A 16,407-nucleotide genomic window follows, 5' to 3' on the forward strand; every position below is an offset into this window, starting at 1 on the left:
GTCTCCACATTCAGCCGACGGTGGCCGGGGCTGCGCGGCAGCCCCGATATCTGCGATGATTCGGGCTGCGGCGCGCGTTGGCGCGTGCCGGATGTTATAAGGCGCCTCATGTTCGTAGCCCCGACCACGCTGATCAGCCTCTCGCTCGCGACACTCTTCGTCGCACTCTTGCCCGTGTTGCTTTATCGGCGGCTGCAGCGTCCTCTCGCGCTCGGCTGGCGCGACACGGTTGCGGGCATCGCCGTATTCGCGTTTTTCGCGACTGTGATCGAGCGGGCGCTCAACGGCTATATGCTGCACGGCAATCCCGTGACCGCCGCGTGGCTCGCGAACCCGCTTGCTTTCGTCGTCTATGGGGCGCTCGCCACTGGTGTGTGCGAAGAGGTGGGCCGCTATATCGCGATGCGCATGCTTGCTCGACGCGCGCCGAACGTGGCGACCGCGCAGCCGTCCACTGACAGCACGGGCATCGGTTACGGCATCGGTCATGGCGGCGCCGAGGCGTGGCTCGTTGGCGTGATCGTGCAGTTGCAATGGATCGTGTTCGCCGTGCTCGCCAATCGCGGCGAACTCGACAACCATCTCACCAACCTCCCGATGGACGCCGTATTGCGCGTGCATCTGATCCTCGGTCGATTGTCGCCGTCGCTCGCAGGCGTATTCGCTGTCGAACGCACTGCGGCGCTTGTGTTCCAGATTGGCCTGTCCGTGCTGATGTGGCGCGGCGTGCGTGCGCGATGGAAGGGTATCCTGCCGCTTGCGATCGTTCTCCACGCACTGATCGACGTTCCTGCCGCTATGTTTCAGGCGCGCATGCTGCCGTTGCTCATGGTCGATGGCGTCTATGCGGCCGTTGCGATCGCGCTTGTTGCCGTCCTGTTTCGCATCTGCCGGCCAGCGCGTCGTGCGGACGCTGCTGCGTAAGCCGGTTTCGACCGGCGCGTTTTTTCACCTTTTTGTTGGTCTGGATGGAAGACTATCTGTTTGAATGTGCGAGTCCCGATTTCGAGGAGTTCGCGCGCGTGATCGCCGATCTCTTTCCCGAGCAGACGCGCTTTACCGAGCAGCCTGCCGAAAACGGCACGCCGCTCTTGACGGTGTATTGGGTGGCGATGCGCTTCGGCTCGGCCGCGCGGCGCATGACGATGACCATTGCGATCGCGCCTGCCGCGCTCGCGCGCTACCGGGCATTACCGCCACGGTTGCGCGGTCGCAGTTTCGCGGTGCTGCGCGCGTATGTGGAAGCGACGATCGGTTCGCTGGAAGAGCAGCACGCGAAAGGCGAGAGCGTGGCGCGTGAGGTGACGCTGGAGCTGGATGAGGATTTCGCGTGACGCGTCTCGCGCATCACGCGTGATTGAGCGTGATTACGCGTGGTTATGCGAGCGTTCGGTGCTCAGTCGGCAATACGATAGACCTTGGCGAAACGCTCTGCCTTCACGACGCCGTAATCGCCGGGCGCGTATTGCATGACCCAGTCGCCCGCGGCGCCCGTGAGGCGGTCGCCGCCCGCGGAGCGCACGATCGTGAACGGTTCGTCCATGCGCCGGGCGAGCACGACTGCGGGCCGGTTGCGATACGCGCCGGGCGTGCCGTGCGCAAGCGCCGCGTCGGCGGGCAGGTACTTCGCATCGAAACGTTCGCGCGACACCACCCAGCGCTCGCCGGTGGAGCCGGTAATGATCGCGTCGCCGAGTGCGTAGCGATTCGGGCCTTCGAGGCTCATCAGTTCACCGGGTTCGGCGGCGAAGGTCACGGCGACGGTTTCGTCCTTGACGACGCGCTGGGCAGCGGCGTCGGCGCGCAGGTCGAGTTGGGCAAGTTCAATCATGATGGCGGTAGCGGAACTGCATCGAAAAAGCGTATTCCAGATGAAACGACGGCCGGACTGAACTGTCCGGCCGTCATGCGGTTCGCAAGGGTACCTTGAATCGGGCGGTCGCGCACGCCGTTTTGCGCACCGTTTGTGCCAGTTTCGTGCGCGACAGTGTGCGTGCGTTACTGCGCCGCTGCGGCGTCGCTCGCTGGCTTCGCGTGCGCCTTGCCGCGATGCTTCGAACGCGGACCGCCCTTGCCGCCGGCTTCCCGGCCATGGTGGCGGAAGGTCTGGTCGGCCAGCGCCTTTTGCTCCGGCGAGAAGCTGTTGTACAGCGGCTCGAACGCGGTGACGAGTTTTTGCATGTCCTCGGCGTGGGCCTGGGTGAGCTGCGCGTACTGCTTCATGTCGTCGAGCGCGTTACGCGTGGTTTCACCGTTCGCGCGCTGCTTGAACAGATCGGACATGTTCTGGCTGTTGCTGCGCATCTGATCGGCGAAGGTCTTCCACTGCGGTTCCTGCTCGGGCGTGATCTTCAGCGTCGAGTGCAGGAAGGCGATGCGTTCTTCGACGCGCTGCTGGTGCTCGGCGGCGCGCGCCTCCTGGGTTGCCGCTGCGGGCGCTGACGACGCGGCGGGTGTAGCTGCGGTTTGCGCGAAGGCGCCGCTCATCGAAAGCGCGGCAACAAGGACGGCCAAAGTCTTCTTCATTTTTGCTCCTCGGATCATTTCGTGCGTTACGTAGCGTTTTGTAGCGTTTCGTAGCGAGTGGGACTCAATACCGGACCAATTGCAGCGGATATTAGTACCACGATAACGTCCGGCTGCGATGGCGGCGCGACAACTGCTTACAAGTGATACGCGCCGAAATCGCTGCAAATGCAGGCGAGCGCACGATGAACCGCGCGTGCAGGCAGGTTCGCTGCCACCGGCCAATGCCTCGTGTGCCGCGCGGCGCGCGATAATGACGCCACATTCTTTTGACTGTGAGACGTCCCATCGATGAGACCGCCGCGCCTCGACCAACTCGACGACCTCGACCGCAGCCTTGTCGCGCTGCTGCAGGAAAACGCACGCGAGAGCGTTGCAAACCTCGCGCGCCGGCTCGGTGTCGCCCGCACGACGGTGCTTGCGCGCATCGCGCGGCTCGAACGTTCGCAGGTCATCGCGGGCTATGGCGTGCGGCTCGGCCAGGACGTGCTCGATGCGAGTCTTCAGGCATGGGTGGGACTCATCATCGCGCCCAAGCACGGCGCCGACGTGCAGAAGCGTCTCGGCAAGATGCACGAGGTGCAACTGCTCTGTGCGGTCAGCGGCGAATATGACTACGTCGCCTGGCTGCGTGCCGAAACGCCGGACCGCCTCAACGATCTGCTCGACCAGATCGGCGGCATCCCGGGCGTCGAGCGCACGACGACCTCGATCGTGCTCGCGCGCAAGATCGACCGCGGCATGGTCGCGGGCTGAAGGCGCAGCGCGAGCCGGCTCGACTTGTTTCGGCCCGCATCGGCCGATTTTTGACCTGTTTCGCCATGTTTCGCCCTGTTTCGACGAATCGTCGAACAGCCTGGTCGAAACGTCGAAAATTAAGGTCGAAACGCAGCACTTTGCGTCTATAAACCGATTACGCATCTCCCTAGACTGTCCTTAGCGGCCGCGGCTTCGCCCCGGACCATAAAACCAAGCAAAGGAGATGCAAGATGAAAGTCGCAATTGCCGGCGCCGGCCTGATCGGCCACACCATTGCCCACATGCTGCGCGAGACCGGCGACTACGAGGTGGTTGCCCTCGACCGCGACCCGAAAGCGCTCGAAAAAATCGCTGCGGACGGCATTCCTGTCGAGCGCGTCGACTCCGCCGATGGCGCCGCGCTGCGCAGTGCGCTCGCGGGCTACGACGCGCTCGTGAATGCGCTGCCGTACTACCTCGCCGTGAACGTGGCATCGGCGGCGAAGGGGGCGGGCGTTCATTACTTCGACCTCACCGAGGACGTGCGCGCGACGCACGCGATCCGCACGCTCGCCGAGGGCGCCGATCACGTCTTCATGCCGCAGTGCGGCCTCGCGCCAGGCTTTATCGGCATCGCGGCGCACGCGCTTGCGAGCCATTTCACCGAGATCCGCGACGTCAAGATGCGCGTGGGCGCGCTGCCGCAATTCCCGACCAACGCGCTCAAATACAACCTGACCTGGAGCGTGGACGGTCTCATCAACGAGTACTGCCAGCCGTGCGAAGCGATTCGCGACGGCCGCACGCAATGGGTGCAGCCGCTCGAAGGCCTCGAACACTTTTCGCTGGACGGTGTGGAGTACGAGGCGTTCAACACCTCGGGCGGGCTCGGCACGCTGTGCGAGACGCTGGCCGGGCGCGTCGAATCGCTCGACTACAAGTCGGTGCGCTATCCGGGACATCGCGCGTTGATGCAATTCCTGCTCGAAGACCTGCGCCTGGCCACCGACCGCGACACGCTCAAGTCGATCCTGCGCCGCGCGGTGCCCGAGACCGAGCAGGACGTCGTGCTGATCTTCATGACCGTGACGGGCATGCGCAACGGCCGGCTCGTGCAGGAAGTGCTGACGCGCAAGATTTTTGCCAAGACGGTGTGCGGCGTGCCGATGAGTGCGATCCAGATCACCACGGCGGGTGCAATGTGCGCCGTGCTCGATCTGTTCCGCGAGAAGAAGCTGCCGCAACAGGGCTTCGTGCGCCAGGAGCAGGTGGTGCTCGATCAGTTCCTCGCGAACCGCTTCGGGCAGGTGTACGAGGGCGCGACGCTCGACGCCCGCGCACTGGCGCAGGTGGCGTAAGGGAATCGCAGGCGGCGTCGGGCGGCACTCAGGGCGTCGTCGCCGCCTGCACGATGCGCTGCAGCAACGCGTCGTAGTCGGACTCGTCGGGCGCCGTGCTGTCGAAGACGATGAGGCCTTCGAGCTGCGTGCCCGAGGGCACGAAGCGGCGCTGCCGGTATTCGTCCCAGTGGGCGAGCTTGTAGGCATCGTTCGGATTGCCGCGCCCGATGATGCGGCGATGTGCCGTGTCCTCCGCTGTCTGCACCCAGACCACGGAGAGCGCCACCTTCGGCCCGATGTTGAGCCACGCGCGGTCGAAGAGCCGCCGGTCGCGAATCTCGCGCGAGAGCGGCCCGACGACGATCACGCTCACGCCGAGTTCGAGGTTTTCGCGGGCGGTATCTATCAAGCCCTGATACTCGGGGTCGCGCAGGTGCTTCAGGTAGAGGGGACTGTCGCGGTCGTTCGGATCGTGCGTGAGCGCCCCCATGGCAGCGGAGCTGTAACGGCCGTACAGCGTGTCCTTGTCGAGCAGGCAGAACGCTTCGCCCGTCGCGCGGCCAAGCGGTCCGATCAGGCGTTTCGCGAGCGATGTCTTGCCCGTGCCGGCGTGGCCGCAGATGAAAACGAGGCGTGTCACGAAAGGTGGTTCTCCGCATCGGTGGATTGCACGTCTTCGCCGCGAGCGTTCGCGTCCAGCCACATCGCGTCGACGCTGCCGATGCCGGGTTTCCACGAGAAATGCAGCATTGATTCAGTCTCCTGTTGCGCGCAGCGGCGCGGGCGCGCCGCGCACGCTGCCAAGTCGGTAACATTGATCATCGCCGTTATGCCCGTACCGTGCAAGCGCACACGAATGCGCCTTGTCGCGGACAGGCATGATGAACGCACGCGCCGCGCGTGCCGGTGAAGCCAATGGTAATAAATAGAAATATACGGAAATAAGCCGGAACAACCCGGCAGACCGGCACAGACAGGGGACGCATTTCATGCTTTCGCGTGTGTTCCATGCATTGCTCGCACCGTGCGCAATGACGCGTCATGGGGCATGCCGCAGCCTGCGCGCCGCAGCACAGGCAATAGCGCTTGCCATGCTCATTGCCTTCACCACGCTTACCGTGCTTACGATCGGCGGCTGCGCCGAAACGGCCGCGCCGCCGGTGCCGTTCAGGCCGGTGCCCGCCGAGCGCATCGTGTTGCCCGGTTATACGCAACCGGGGGAAGGGCGCGTCGCCGTGGATGTGCGGCGCGAGCGCACCAACGATCTGGTCGTCAAGTTTCGCGATGCGCCGCTCTACGTCGATGGCGAGCGGGTCACCGACCTGATGAACGGCGAGCACGTCGTCCTGTACCTGCGCGCTGGCGTGCACCGCATCGGCGCGACGACGCAGTTCGACCCCGTGGTGGAGATCCGTTTCGTGGTTGATCCGCGTTATACGAACATCGCGAATGTATCGTTCGACACCGGCCATCGCATCCTGATCCGCCGCGTCGCACATTGACGCTCTTGCGACTTGTTCCGTAACGGCGATGCATGCATGCGAGTTCGTCGTCGGGAGGAACACGTCGAAGCGATGCGCACGATCGCCCGGCATGCCGGTTTGCTCAAGGCAGTCCGCACAGCAAAGCAGAAGACCCGCCATGCGGGTTTTGCGCATTCGCCACCGTGTCTTCGGCGTCGCCCAGTGAAATATGCGCTCAAGAAATGCGCCGCCAGGCCGTTATGCGATACGTGTTGGTGACGAAACTAGCGCGTCCGGCCGGAGAGTGGCCGTGAGTGCTGCGCTTCGCGCGCCACCGCCCAAATGCCCGCGTGCCGCGTGTGCCGGTGGATCGACCCGGTCTGCGCGGGTGCTGCGTGCGCTTCGCTACCCGCGTCGCGCGCGGCCAGGCTCGCGACTACAGGATCGTGATGGATGCAATTGCCCCCGACGTGATGTCCGCAGCGGCTGAAATGCTGAGGAAGACGCGTGTCGGCAAGACTGACGCGCAACCGGCGTACGCCGGTACCGACCTCGACCGCCGCGCGGGCGAGGCGTCGGCGCGGGTGATCGCGGACCGTCGCGTGAGTGACGCACGCCGCCTGCGTCACCGATCGGCTCGACGCCACGCGAGCGAGCGCGGCGCCATGACGAACAAGCCGTTGGCCGCGCAACCAGCCAGGCCTGTCCCGCAGGCTAGTCAGGGTGCATATGCACGTCCGGCGCACAGCGATTTTTTGTATGCAATCGCGCCCGTGACAATGTTCGTGCTGTTCTTCCGGCCCGGCTTGCGCCTGCTCACTTACGATACGCCCGGCGCGAGCCTCGTGCCGGAACTCGCCGTCGTGACAGCGGGAACGGCGCTCGTGCTCGCTGTTACGTTAGCTGTTGCGTTCGCTGTTGCCTTAATCGTCAGCGCAGTTGGCGCGGGGCACGTGCGACAGACCATGGCGAGCGTCGCGATCGACAGTTCGGAACCGATGAGCGACAGGGTGCCTGTGCGCGGCGGGAACGGTGCAAGCGGCCCGAAAGGACTGAAGGCGCTGGAGGGGCTGAAGGAACCGATGGAACGCATCATTGCCGGCGCGGTGTTCGGGGCATCTGTGCTCGACATGCGCTGCAGCTGCATACGAAGGACATAACAATCGACAGAGGGCGCGGTCTGCGCGGCAGTGGTGGACCGTCGAGGGCAATAGCCGCATCGCGGCGCGCGGTTGGAGGTGGAGCGCGCACTGCGAGACGGCCGCAACAGGCAGCAAACGAGGCAGGAGCAACAGAAAGATGGCGACGATCAAGGATGTGGCTGCCGTGGCGGGGGTGTCGTTCACGACGGTGTCGCATGTGGTGAACAATTCGCGGCCTGTGTCGGCCGACGTGCGGACCAAGGTCGAGCGCGCGATCCGCGAACTCAACTACGTGCCGTCGGCGGTGGCGCGTTCGCTCAAGGCGCGGGCAACGGCGACGATCGGGCTGCTGGTGCCGAACGGCACGAATCCCTATTTCGCGGAGCTCGCGCGCGGCGTCGAGGATGGTTGCGCGCAGAAGGGCTACTGCGTGTTCTTCTGCAACTCGGACGACGATCCGGCCAAGCAGCGCAGCTATCTGCGCGTGCTGCAGGAAAAGCGTATCGACGGGCTGATCCTGGCATCGGCCGGCGAAGACGCCGTGCTCGCGGCAACGCTTGCCGAAGCGCGCGAGCCGCTCGTCGTCGTGGATCGCAACATCGAAGGGCTCGACGCCGATCTCGTCCAGATCGACCATGAGCGCGGCGCGTGGCTCGCGACGCGGCATCTCATCGAACTCGGCCATCTGCGCATCGGCTGCATCACCGGACCGGTTTCGACGGCAGTAAGCGCGATGCGCGTGCATGGTTTTCTGCGCGCGATGGCCGGACGCGGCATCGAAATCCCGCCGGGTGCAATCGTCGAAAGCGACTTTTCGGGCTCGGGCGGCTATCGCGCCGCGGCGCAACTCCTCGATACCGTGCGCCCCACCGCGATCTTCGCCTGCAACGACATGATGGGTATCGGCGCGCTGCGCGCCGCGGCCGAGCGCGGTCTTTCGGTGCCGGGAGACTGCTCGGTCATCGGTTTCGACGATATCGAGTTCGGCCATTTCACCTGGCCCACGCTGTCGACGGTGGGACAATCGGTGCGCGCGCTCGGCGAGATGGCCGCACTGACGCTGATCGAACGGATCTCGGGGGCCGCTGAAGCCGGTGCGCCCGGACGCCGGCGCCTGATGGCGCCGCGCCTCATCGCGCGCGAATCGACCGGGCCGCTCGTCAGCGTCTCGGACGTGAAGTCGCTCGCGGCCTGAGGCGGGGCGCGTCAGGGGAACATGCGAGGCAATCCGCGGGAAACGTCGCGAAAAACGGGATGTACACCGGAACGCACGCCGCACGACGCATCGCATTGAACCAGGAGCAACCGTGACGGCACGGATATTCACACGGCCTGCAGGCGGACGCGTTGCGGTGGTCGGCAGCCTGAACATGGATCTGGTCGTGCGCGCGCCGCGCCTGCCGCAACCGGGCGAAACGCTCGCGGGCAGCGCCTTCGCGCAGGTGGCGGGCGGCAAGGGCGGCAACCAGGCGGTGGCCGCCGCACGCCTTGGCGCGCGGGTCGCCATGATCGGCTGCGTTGGCGCCGATGCCAACGGCGAGCAACTGCGCGCGGGACTCGTCGCGCAAGACATCGACTGCGCCGCGCTGGAAACTTCGCCGCACGCGCCGACGGGCGTGGCGCTGATCGTCGTCGACGAAGCGAGCCAGAACACGATCGTCATCGTCGCAGGCAGCAATGGCGAGGTGACGCCCGACACGATTGCGCGGCACGAAGCGGTGCTGGCGCAGGCGGACGTCGTGGTCTGCCAGCTTGAGACGCCGCCCGACGCCGTGCATGCGGCGCTCGCCGCAGCAAAACGGTTTGGCAAGACCACTATTCTCAATCCCGCGCCCGCCACGGGGCCGCTTCCGGCAGACTGGCTGCCGCTCGTCGATTACCTCGTGCCCAACGAACTCGAAGCCTCGGTGCTCACGGGTCTGCCTGCGAGTACGCCCGCCGACGCCGTGCACGCGGCGCTCGCATTGCGCGACGCGGGCGCGCGCAACGTGCTCGTGACACTCGGCGCGCAGGGCGTCTGCGCGTTGCTCGGCGAGGCACCGCCCGCGCACTGGCCCGCGCCGCGCGTCACGGCCATCGATACGACCGCGGCCGGCGACACGTTCATCGGCGCTTTGGCCGCGAGGCTGGCGCGCGGCGTCGCAGCACCGGCGGCGGTGCAGTTCGCACTGCGCGCGGCGGCGATTTCCGTCACGCGCGCGGGTGCGCAACCGTCGATTCCGGGCCTCGACGAAGTACCCACCTGAATCCCTCGACTGACGCAACGCGTTTGCGCCACGTCGTCACTTGGGTGTTCGGCTGGCATTTCCCCATAGCCCTCGCAATCTTCATACCAAATGGCCATTTTCAAGGTGGCCAAACGTTTGCCGTAAAGGGCGTAAAGAGCGGCGATTCTTGCCATGACGTACGCCGCCACGCCAGAATGCGCGCCATTGAGCTGAAACGCCGCTGCATTGCAACGGCTTTTTTGGGGGTCGGCTCGGTGCTGGAGCGCACGCTACGCCTGCGCAGTTACGGTACATTGATGAGCGGTGTCACGAGCGCTGCCCAATTCGCACGGTACACTTGCGCGCGTCGGTCATGCCGGCGCAGGCCGCGAGTGCCCGTGCCGCGCGCATGGCTTGCCGTGGGCGCGCCCCCGGCGAGCGAGACTCCGACACAACGACATCCGACTGCATGGTTCATCCGTGCCGGTCACGAGTGATAGAACAAAAGGACCCAGACATGACGCACGACGACCTCGCGCAGCGCCTCGTGAATGCGCGCCGCCAGCATCAGCTGATCGACACGGCGGCGCCCATGCGCATGCCGCCCGACGCGGCTACGGCCTACGCCATCCAGCAGGCCGTCATGGCGGGCCTCGGGACGACTACCGGCGGCTGGAAGGTCGGCGCGCGGGCGCCGGGCGGACCGGCATCGGGCGCGCCAATTCCGGCGACGCTCATCTACGCCTCACCCGTACGGCTCGAACGGCAGGCGTTTTTCCGCGTGCTGGTGGAGCTGGAAATTGCGTTCCGCTTCGCCGAGCCCATCGCACCACGCGCCGATGCCTACGCGCGCGACGAGGTGCTTGCGTTGGTCGGACAGATCCTGCCGGCGATCGAGATCGTCGACAGCCGCTTCGCGGAGTGGCCGAATGTTGTGCCGCTCGCGCAACTGGCCGACGCACAGAACAACGGCGCGCTCGTGACCGGCCATGCGCTGCCCTACGCGGCGCTTGCGCGCTCGCTCGACTTCGTCGCACCCGGGCTGGAGCTTTCCTTCGACGGGGCATCGCTCGTGCCCGAGGCGCCCGGCAACCCGGCAGGCGATCCGCGCGAATTGCTGGTGTGGTTCGTCAACCACTGCGCAGCCATGGGCATCACGATCGAACCCGAGTGGACGGTGACGACCGGCACTTATGTCGGCGCGCATCGTATCGCGGGGCCGGGGCTGATGCACGGGCGCATCGACGGACTTGGCGAAGTGGAGATCGAGTTCGTCTAGCGCGCGGGGCACTGCCGCGCTCAGGTATTGAACAAGAGAAGCCGCCCGCGTAACGCGAGGCGGTTTTTTTCTGGGTTGCGTGTTTTGCCCGCACAAGCTGTCAGGCGTGACAGTTTCGCGCGCCGTCCAAGCCACTACTGCCGGTAGGGACAGGTAACGTTCGCACGCGCGATTCGCACGTTTTGCACGTTTCGCATGATTGGCTCGCATGCAGAACGGATGCGGACCGCGCCAAAACAAAAGAAAAATAAACGGTGACGCGCAGGGACAACAGCATGGACAGAGCAGGTGTTACCGCCCATGACGGAGAGTGGCGGAGCGTGAGGGATAACGCGCAGACGCCTGCAAAAAAGAAGCGTCCAGTGGAGGCATGAGACAGCGAAGGCGCAAAGAAAGGTGCGAAAGGCGAAAGCGGTGTTTGCGGCGCGTCGATTGCTGCCGCGGCCTGAATTTTGCGCGTCCAGAGGGAATTGATTGTACGGCTTGCCCGGTCGTGCTCCAAGCAGTCTTTCACCTGGCCTTATCCGGCGCGATTTCTCTGTGAAAAAAAATAGAAAAGGGTTTAGGATGAATTCGAGCGATGTCGTTTCCGACGGGCGCGCCGCGCGCGACATCGGTCGAAGATCTAGCGAGGAGGTAGCATGGATATCTACAGCAGCTTCGCGACCCGCTTCGAAAAAACGCGAGAGGAAGAATTCTCGCTCGAGGAGTATCTCGCGCTCTGCAAGGAAGATCCCAGTGCGTACGCCACAGCTGGCGAACGCATGCTGACAGCAATCGGCGAACCCGAACAGATCGACACCCGTAACGATCCACGCCTGTCACGCATCTTTGCGAACAAGGTCATCAAGGTCTATCCTGCGTTCCGCGAGTTCTACGGCATGGAGGACGTGATCGAGCAGGTGGTCGCGTATTTCCGCCACGCAGCGCAGGGCCTCGAAGAGAAGAAACAGATCCTCTATCTGCTCGGTCCGGTGGGCGGCGGCAAGTCGTCGATCGCCGAGCGCCTCAAGCAGCTCCTCGAACGTGTGCCGTTCTATGCGATCAAGGGTTCGCCCGTCAACGAATCGCCGCTCGGCTTGTTCGACTATGACGAAGACGGTCCCATCCTCGAAGAGCAATACGGCATTCCGCGCCGCTATCTCAAGAGCATTCTGAGCCCATGGGCAGTCAAGCGCCTGCATGAATACAACGGCGATATCCGGCGCTTCCGCGTGGTGCGCCGCTATCCGTCGATCCTTCGGCAGATAGGCATTGCGAAGACCGAGCCTGGCGACGAGAACAACCAGGACATTTCTTCGCTCGTCGGCAAGGTCGACATCCGCAAGCTCGAACAGTACGCGCAGGACGATGCCGACGCCTATAGCTACTCGGGCGGCCTGTGCCTCGCGAATCAGGGTTTGCTCGAATTCGTGGAAATGTTCAAGGCGCCGATCAAGGTGCTGCATCCGCTGCTCACCGCAACCCAGGAAGGTAACTTCAAGGGTACGGAAGGGTTCGGCGCGATTCCGTTCAACGGCATCATCCTTGCGCACTCCAACGAATCGGAGTGGAAGGCATTCCGCAACAACCGCAACAACGAGGCGCTGCTCGACCGGATTTTTGTCGTGAAAGTGCCGTACTGTCTGCGCTACTCGGAAGAGATGAAGATCTACGAGAAGCTGTTGCGCAACTCGTCGTTGGCCCACGCCGTCTGTGCGCCGGGCACGCTCAAGATGATGGCGCAGTTTTCCGTGCTCACGCGCCTGCAGGAGCCGGAGAATTCCAGCCTCTTTTCGAAGATGCAGGTCTACGACGGCGAAAATCTCAAGGACACCGATCCGAAGGCGAAGTCGTATCAGGAGTATCGCGATTTTGCAGGCGTGGACGAGGGCATGAACGGCGTCTCCACGCGCTTCGCATTCAAGATTCTCTCGCGCGTGTTCAACTTCGATTCCACCGAAGTGGCAGCGAATCCGGTGCACCTGATGTACGTGCTCGAACAGCAGATCGAGCGCGAGCAGTTTCCGCCGGAAACCGAGCAGAAATTCCTGTCCTTCGTGAAGGACGTGCTGGCGTCGCGTTACGCCGAGTTCATCGGCAAGGAGATCCAGACCGCGTACCTCGAATCGTATTCGGAATACGGGCAGAACATTTTCGATCGCTACGTCACGTACGCCGACTTCTGGATCCAGGATCAGGAATTCCGCGACCACGACACGGGCGAAAGTTTCGACCGTGCGGCGCTCAATGCCGAACTGGAGAAGATCGAGAAACCGGCTGGCATCAGCAATCCTAAGGACTTCCGTAACGAGATCGTCAACTTCGTACTGCGCGCACGGGCCGCCAACGCCGGCAAGAATCCGGCATGGATCAGCTACGAAAAGCTGCGCGTGGTCATTGAAAAGAAGATGTTCTCCAATACGGAAGAACTCTTGCCGGTCATCTCGTTCAATGCGAAGGGCTCGGCGGAAGAGCAGCGCAAGCACGAAGACTTCGTCAACCGCATGGTGACGAAGGGCTATACGCCGAAGCAGGTGCGGTTGCTGTGCGACTGGTATCTGCGGGTGCGCAAGTCATCATGAGCGAGGAGGCTTTACCGTCCGTGCGCCGCGCCGCCAGTGCTTTACGGCGGCGGGCCGCACGGGCTTCCGGCGGGGCGCGGGCCGCATGGCCATAAGCGCGACGCAGATGCAAACCGCGCTGCGCCTCGCCCATTCGAAACTGGAGCGGGAGACTGGATGTGCTTCATCAAATCATCGACCGCAGGCTGGCCGGCAAGAACAAGAGCATTGCAAACCGCGAGCGCTTTCTGCGCCGCGTGAAAAACTATATTCGTCACGCCGTATCGGAAGCGGTGCGTGATCGCAGCATCAAGGACATTCAGAATAACCAGAGCATCACGATCCCGCGCAAGGATATCGCCGAACCGTCGTTCCGCCACGGTCCAGGCGGGCGGCGCGAGATGGTGCATCCGGGCAATGAAGACTACGTGCGCGGCGACCGCATTCCGCGTCCGCAAGGCGGCGCGGGCGGCGGAAGCCAGGCGAGCAACGAAGGCGAAGGGCAGGACGACTTCGTGTTCGAACTGTCGCGCGAAGAGTTCATGCAGTACTTCTTCGACGACCTCGAACTCCCGCGCCTCGTCAAAACCCATCTGATGGCCGTGCCCACCTGGAAAAGCATCCGCATGGGCTGGGCCGCCGAGGGCACACCGAACAACATCGATGTCGTACGTTCGCTGCGCAGCGCGCTCGGGCGGCGCATCGCGCTGGGTGCGCCGCTCGCCAACGAACTTCACGAACTCGAGGAGCAACTCGAGGTGCTCAAGGCCGATCCGGCCGACCGGCGCGAAGAAATCTGCGACCTCGAAGAACGGATCCACCATCTGCGCGGCCGCATCTGGCGCATTCCGTTCATCGATCCCTTCGATCTGCGCTACGTGAACCGCATCAAACAGCCACAGCCGTCGAGCCAGGCCGTGATGTTTTGTCTGATGGATGTGTCCGGTTCGATGGACGAGCAGCGCAAGGATCTCTCCAAGCGCTTTTTCATCCTGCTCTACCTCTTTCTCAAGCGTAATTACGAGCGCATCGAGGTGGTGTTCATCCGTCACCATACGCGCGCCGAAGAAGTGGATGAAGACACCTTCTTCCATTCCACCGAGAGCGGCGGTACGGTCGTTTCCAGTGCGCTGGAACTCATGAAAGAGGTGATCGAGGACCGATATTCGCCGAGCGAATGGAATATCTACGGTGCGCAGGCGTCGGACGGGGACAACTGGACGGACGATTCGCCGAAGTGCCGTAAGATCCTCCTGGATGACATCCTGCCGAAGGTGCGTTATTTTGCGTATATCCAGGTGACGCCTGAAGAGCAGAATCTCTGGCTCGAATACGCGCAACTGGCGCTGACCCAGCCGCATCTGGCGATGAAGAAAGTCGACTCCGCGGCGGATATCTACCCGGTTTTCCGGGAGCTGTTTGAAAAGCAGGTGGAAACATCATGACGACACGCCACTTGCACAACGAGGCGCGCGGCTATCAGCCGGAGCGCCGGAAGACTGGCGGCCACGAAAAGGGGCACCATGGTGTGAAGGAGGACGCCACGGTACCCGCCGCCGGGGAACCCGGTCATGTTTCCGAACACGCTCGAGAGCCGGAGCGTGGGCTTCGCGAGCCAAAGGAAGTGCACATGGACTTAGCCGATAGACGGCCGTTGCCGTGCCCGTCCGACTGGACCTTCGAGTTGATCGAGGAATACGACACGCACATCGCGCATGTTGCGGAGCAATATGAGCTTGACGTGTACCCGATCCAGCTCGAGCTGATCAGTGCCGAGCAGATGATGGACGCCTACGCATCGGTTGGCATGCCGGTGAACTATCGGCACTGGTCGTTCGGCAAGCACTTCCTCGCGACCGAGAAGAGTTACCGGCGAGGCCAGATGGGGCTCGCGTATGAGATCGTCATCAATTCGAATCCGTGCATTGCGTACCTCATGGAAGAGAACACGATGACGATGCAGGCGCTCGTCATCGCGCACGCCGCGTACGGTCACAACTCGTTTTTCAAGGGCAATTATCTGTTCAGTCTCTGGACCGATGCCCATGCGATCATCGACTACCTTGTCTACGCGAAAAACTACATTGCCGAATGCGAAGAGCGTTATGGCCTTGATCGCGTCGAGGAACTGCTCGACTCCTGCCACGCGCTGATGAATTACGGCGTGGACCGTTACAAACGTCCGCAAAAGCTTTCGCTCGAGCGCGAGGCCGCGATGCGACGCGAACGGGAAGCCTATTTGCAGTCGCAGGTCAACGATCTGTGGCGCACGCTGCCCGCGAGACATCGGCCGCTCGCAGAGGAAGTGGAGGAGCGTTTCCCGCCCGAGCCGCAGGAAAACCTGCTCTATTTCGCCGAGAAAAACGCGCCGCTCCTGCAGCCGTGGGAGCGCGAAGTGATTCGCATCGTGCGCAAGATCGGTCAGTACTTTTATCCGCAACGGCAAACGCAGGTCATGAACGAAGGGTGGGCCACGTTCTGGCATTACACGCTGCTCAACACGCTGTATGCGCAAGGCAAGCTCGAAGACGGCTTCATGATGGAGTTCCTGCACTCGCACAGCAACGTCGTGTATCAGCCGCCCGTAACAAAGCACTATTACAGCGGCATCAATCCGTATGCGCTGGGATTTTCCATGATGAGCGACATTCGCCGCATCTGCGAAAACCCCACCGACGAAGACCGCAAGTGGTTCCCCGAACTGGCGGGCAGCCCGTGGCTCAAATCGCTGCACTACGCGATGCGCAATTTCAAGGATGAGAGCTTCATCGCGCAATATCTCTCGCCGCATCTGATCCGCGAAATGCGGCTCTTTTCTGTGCTCGACGACGACATGCGCGACGCGCTCGAAGTTTCCGCGATCCACGACGACAGCGGTTACCAGTACGTGCGCCAGGCGCTCTCGCGGCAATACGACATGCATCATCGCGAGCCGAACATCCAGGTCTGGTCGGTCAATACGCGTGGCGACCGAAGCCTCACGCTGCGCCACTTCATGAGCGACAACCGCCATCTTTCCAACGACACCGACGAAGTGCTGCGCCACATGGTGAGGCTGTGGCAGTTCGATGTGTATCTGGAGAGCGTCGACGAGAACGGCACCGTGCGCAAGCGCTATGAATGCCGTTATATGCCGCCATCGTTGAGGGTTTAGCCGCCGCCTGTCTAC

The 16,407-nt window shown here is 63.4% G+C and carries 15 protein-coding genes; 12 read left to right on the forward strand and 3 right to left on the reverse strand.

Annotated features, from left to right (window positions below; genetic code table 11):
• Positions 1-108 precede the first annotated feature (108 nt).
• Positions 109-924, forward strand: a complete 816-nt coding sequence (locus ACFPTO_RS03475; RefSeq protein ID WP_377709482.1) for a YhfC family intramembrane metalloprotease — start codon at positions 109-111, stop codon at positions 922-924.
• 44 nt (positions 925-968) lie between these two features.
• Positions 969-1,334, forward strand: coding sequence for a DUF3022 domain-containing protein (locus ACFPTO_RS03480; protein ID WP_377709484.1), 366 nt, complete (start codon positions 969-971; stop codon positions 1,332-1,334).
• Positions 1,335-1,396: 62 nt separating this feature from the next.
• On the opposite strand, the gene ACFPTO_RS03485 is transcribed toward ACFPTO_RS03480, so the two are convergent.
• A complete protein-coding gene (locus ACFPTO_RS03485; protein WP_377709485.1) occupies positions 1,397-1,831 on the reverse strand; it encodes a PGDYG domain-containing protein in 435 nt (144 codons plus the stop codon).
• Positions 1,832-1,998: 167 nt separating this feature from the next.
• Complete coding sequence (locus ACFPTO_RS03490; RefSeq protein ID WP_377709487.1) at positions 1,999-2,526, reverse strand: Spy/CpxP family protein refolding chaperone; 528 nt, start codon at positions 2,524-2,526, stop codon at positions 1,999-2,001.
• 291 nt (positions 2,527-2,817) lie between these two features.
• Between ACFPTO_RS03490 and ACFPTO_RS03495 the strand changes: the two genes are divergently transcribed.
• Positions 2,818-3,282 (forward strand): Lrp/AsnC family transcriptional regulator, encoded by a 465-nt coding sequence (locus ACFPTO_RS03495; protein WP_293035095.1) that lies wholly within the window; start codon positions 2,818-2,820, stop codon positions 3,280-3,282.
• Between the two features lie 233 nt (positions 3,283-3,515).
• Positions 3,516-4,622 (forward strand): saccharopine dehydrogenase family protein, encoded by a 1,107-nt coding sequence (locus ACFPTO_RS03500; protein WP_377709488.1) that lies wholly within the window; start codon positions 3,516-3,518, stop codon positions 4,620-4,622.
• Between the two features lie 28 nt (positions 4,623-4,650).
• Here ACFPTO_RS03500 and ACFPTO_RS03505 read toward each other — a convergent pair whose 3' ends face one another.
• Entirely contained in the window at positions 4,651-5,244 is a 594-nt protein-coding gene (locus ACFPTO_RS03505) for a P-loop nucleotide/nucleoside kinase family protein (RefSeq protein ID WP_377709490.1), read from the reverse strand.
• 451 nt (positions 5,245-5,695) lie between these two features.
• On the opposite strand from ACFPTO_RS03505, the gene ACFPTO_RS03510 reads away from it, so the two are divergent.
• The 8 genes from ACFPTO_RS03510 (at position 5,696) to ACFPTO_RS03545 (ending at position 16,392) form a co-directional block, all read left to right on the forward strand.
• Entirely contained in the window at positions 5,696-6,106 is a 411-nt protein-coding gene (locus tag ACFPTO_RS03510; protein ID WP_377709492.1) for a hypothetical protein, read from the forward strand.
• A 410-nt stretch (positions 6,107-6,516) separates the two neighbouring features.
• Positions 6,517-7,227 carry a hypothetical protein gene (locus ACFPTO_RS03515; RefSeq protein ID WP_377709494.1) on the forward strand — a complete coding sequence of 237 codons (711 nt, stop codon included), beginning with the start codon at positions 6,517-6,519 and terminating at the stop codon, positions 7,225-7,227.
• A 139-nt stretch (positions 7,228-7,366) separates the two neighbouring features.
• Entirely contained in the window at positions 7,367-8,404 is a 1,038-nt protein-coding gene (locus tag ACFPTO_RS03520) for a LacI family DNA-binding transcriptional regulator (protein WP_377709496.1), read from the forward strand.
• Between the two features lie 112 nt (positions 8,405-8,516).
• Positions 8,517-9,455, forward strand: a complete 939-nt coding sequence (rbsK, locus tag ACFPTO_RS03525; RefSeq protein WP_377709497.1) for a ribokinase — start codon at positions 8,517-8,519, stop codon at positions 9,453-9,455.
• Positions 9,456-9,933: 478 nt separating this feature from the next.
• Positions 9,934-10,695: a 2-keto-4-pentenoate hydratase gene (locus ACFPTO_RS03530; RefSeq protein ID WP_377709499.1), complete on the forward strand. Its 762-nt coding sequence runs from the start codon at positions 9,934-9,936 to the stop codon at positions 10,693-10,695.
• A gap of 641 nt (positions 10,696-11,336) precedes the next feature.
• Positions 11,337-13,259 (forward strand): PrkA family serine protein kinase, encoded by a 1,923-nt coding sequence (locus ACFPTO_RS03535; RefSeq protein ID WP_377709500.1) that lies wholly within the window; start codon positions 11,337-11,339, stop codon positions 13,257-13,259.
• Positions 13,260-13,417: 158 nt separating this feature from the next.
• A complete protein-coding gene (locus tag ACFPTO_RS03540) occupies positions 13,418-14,683 on the forward strand; it encodes a YeaH/YhbH family protein (RefSeq protein ID WP_377709502.1) in 1,266 nt (421 codons plus the stop codon).
• Positions 14,680-16,392, forward strand: a complete 1,713-nt coding sequence (locus ACFPTO_RS03545) for a SpoVR family protein (RefSeq protein ID WP_377709504.1) — start codon at positions 14,680-14,682, stop codon at positions 16,390-16,392. Before ACFPTO_RS03540 ends, ACFPTO_RS03545 begins: the two co-directional genes overlap by 4 nt.
• Positions 16,393-16,407 lie beyond the last annotated feature (15 nt).

The organism is Paraburkholderia denitrificans, from assembly GCF_042655705.1.
Taxonomy (GTDB): domain Bacteria; phylum Pseudomonadota; class Gammaproteobacteria; order Burkholderiales; family Burkholderiaceae; genus Paraburkholderia; species Paraburkholderia denitrificans.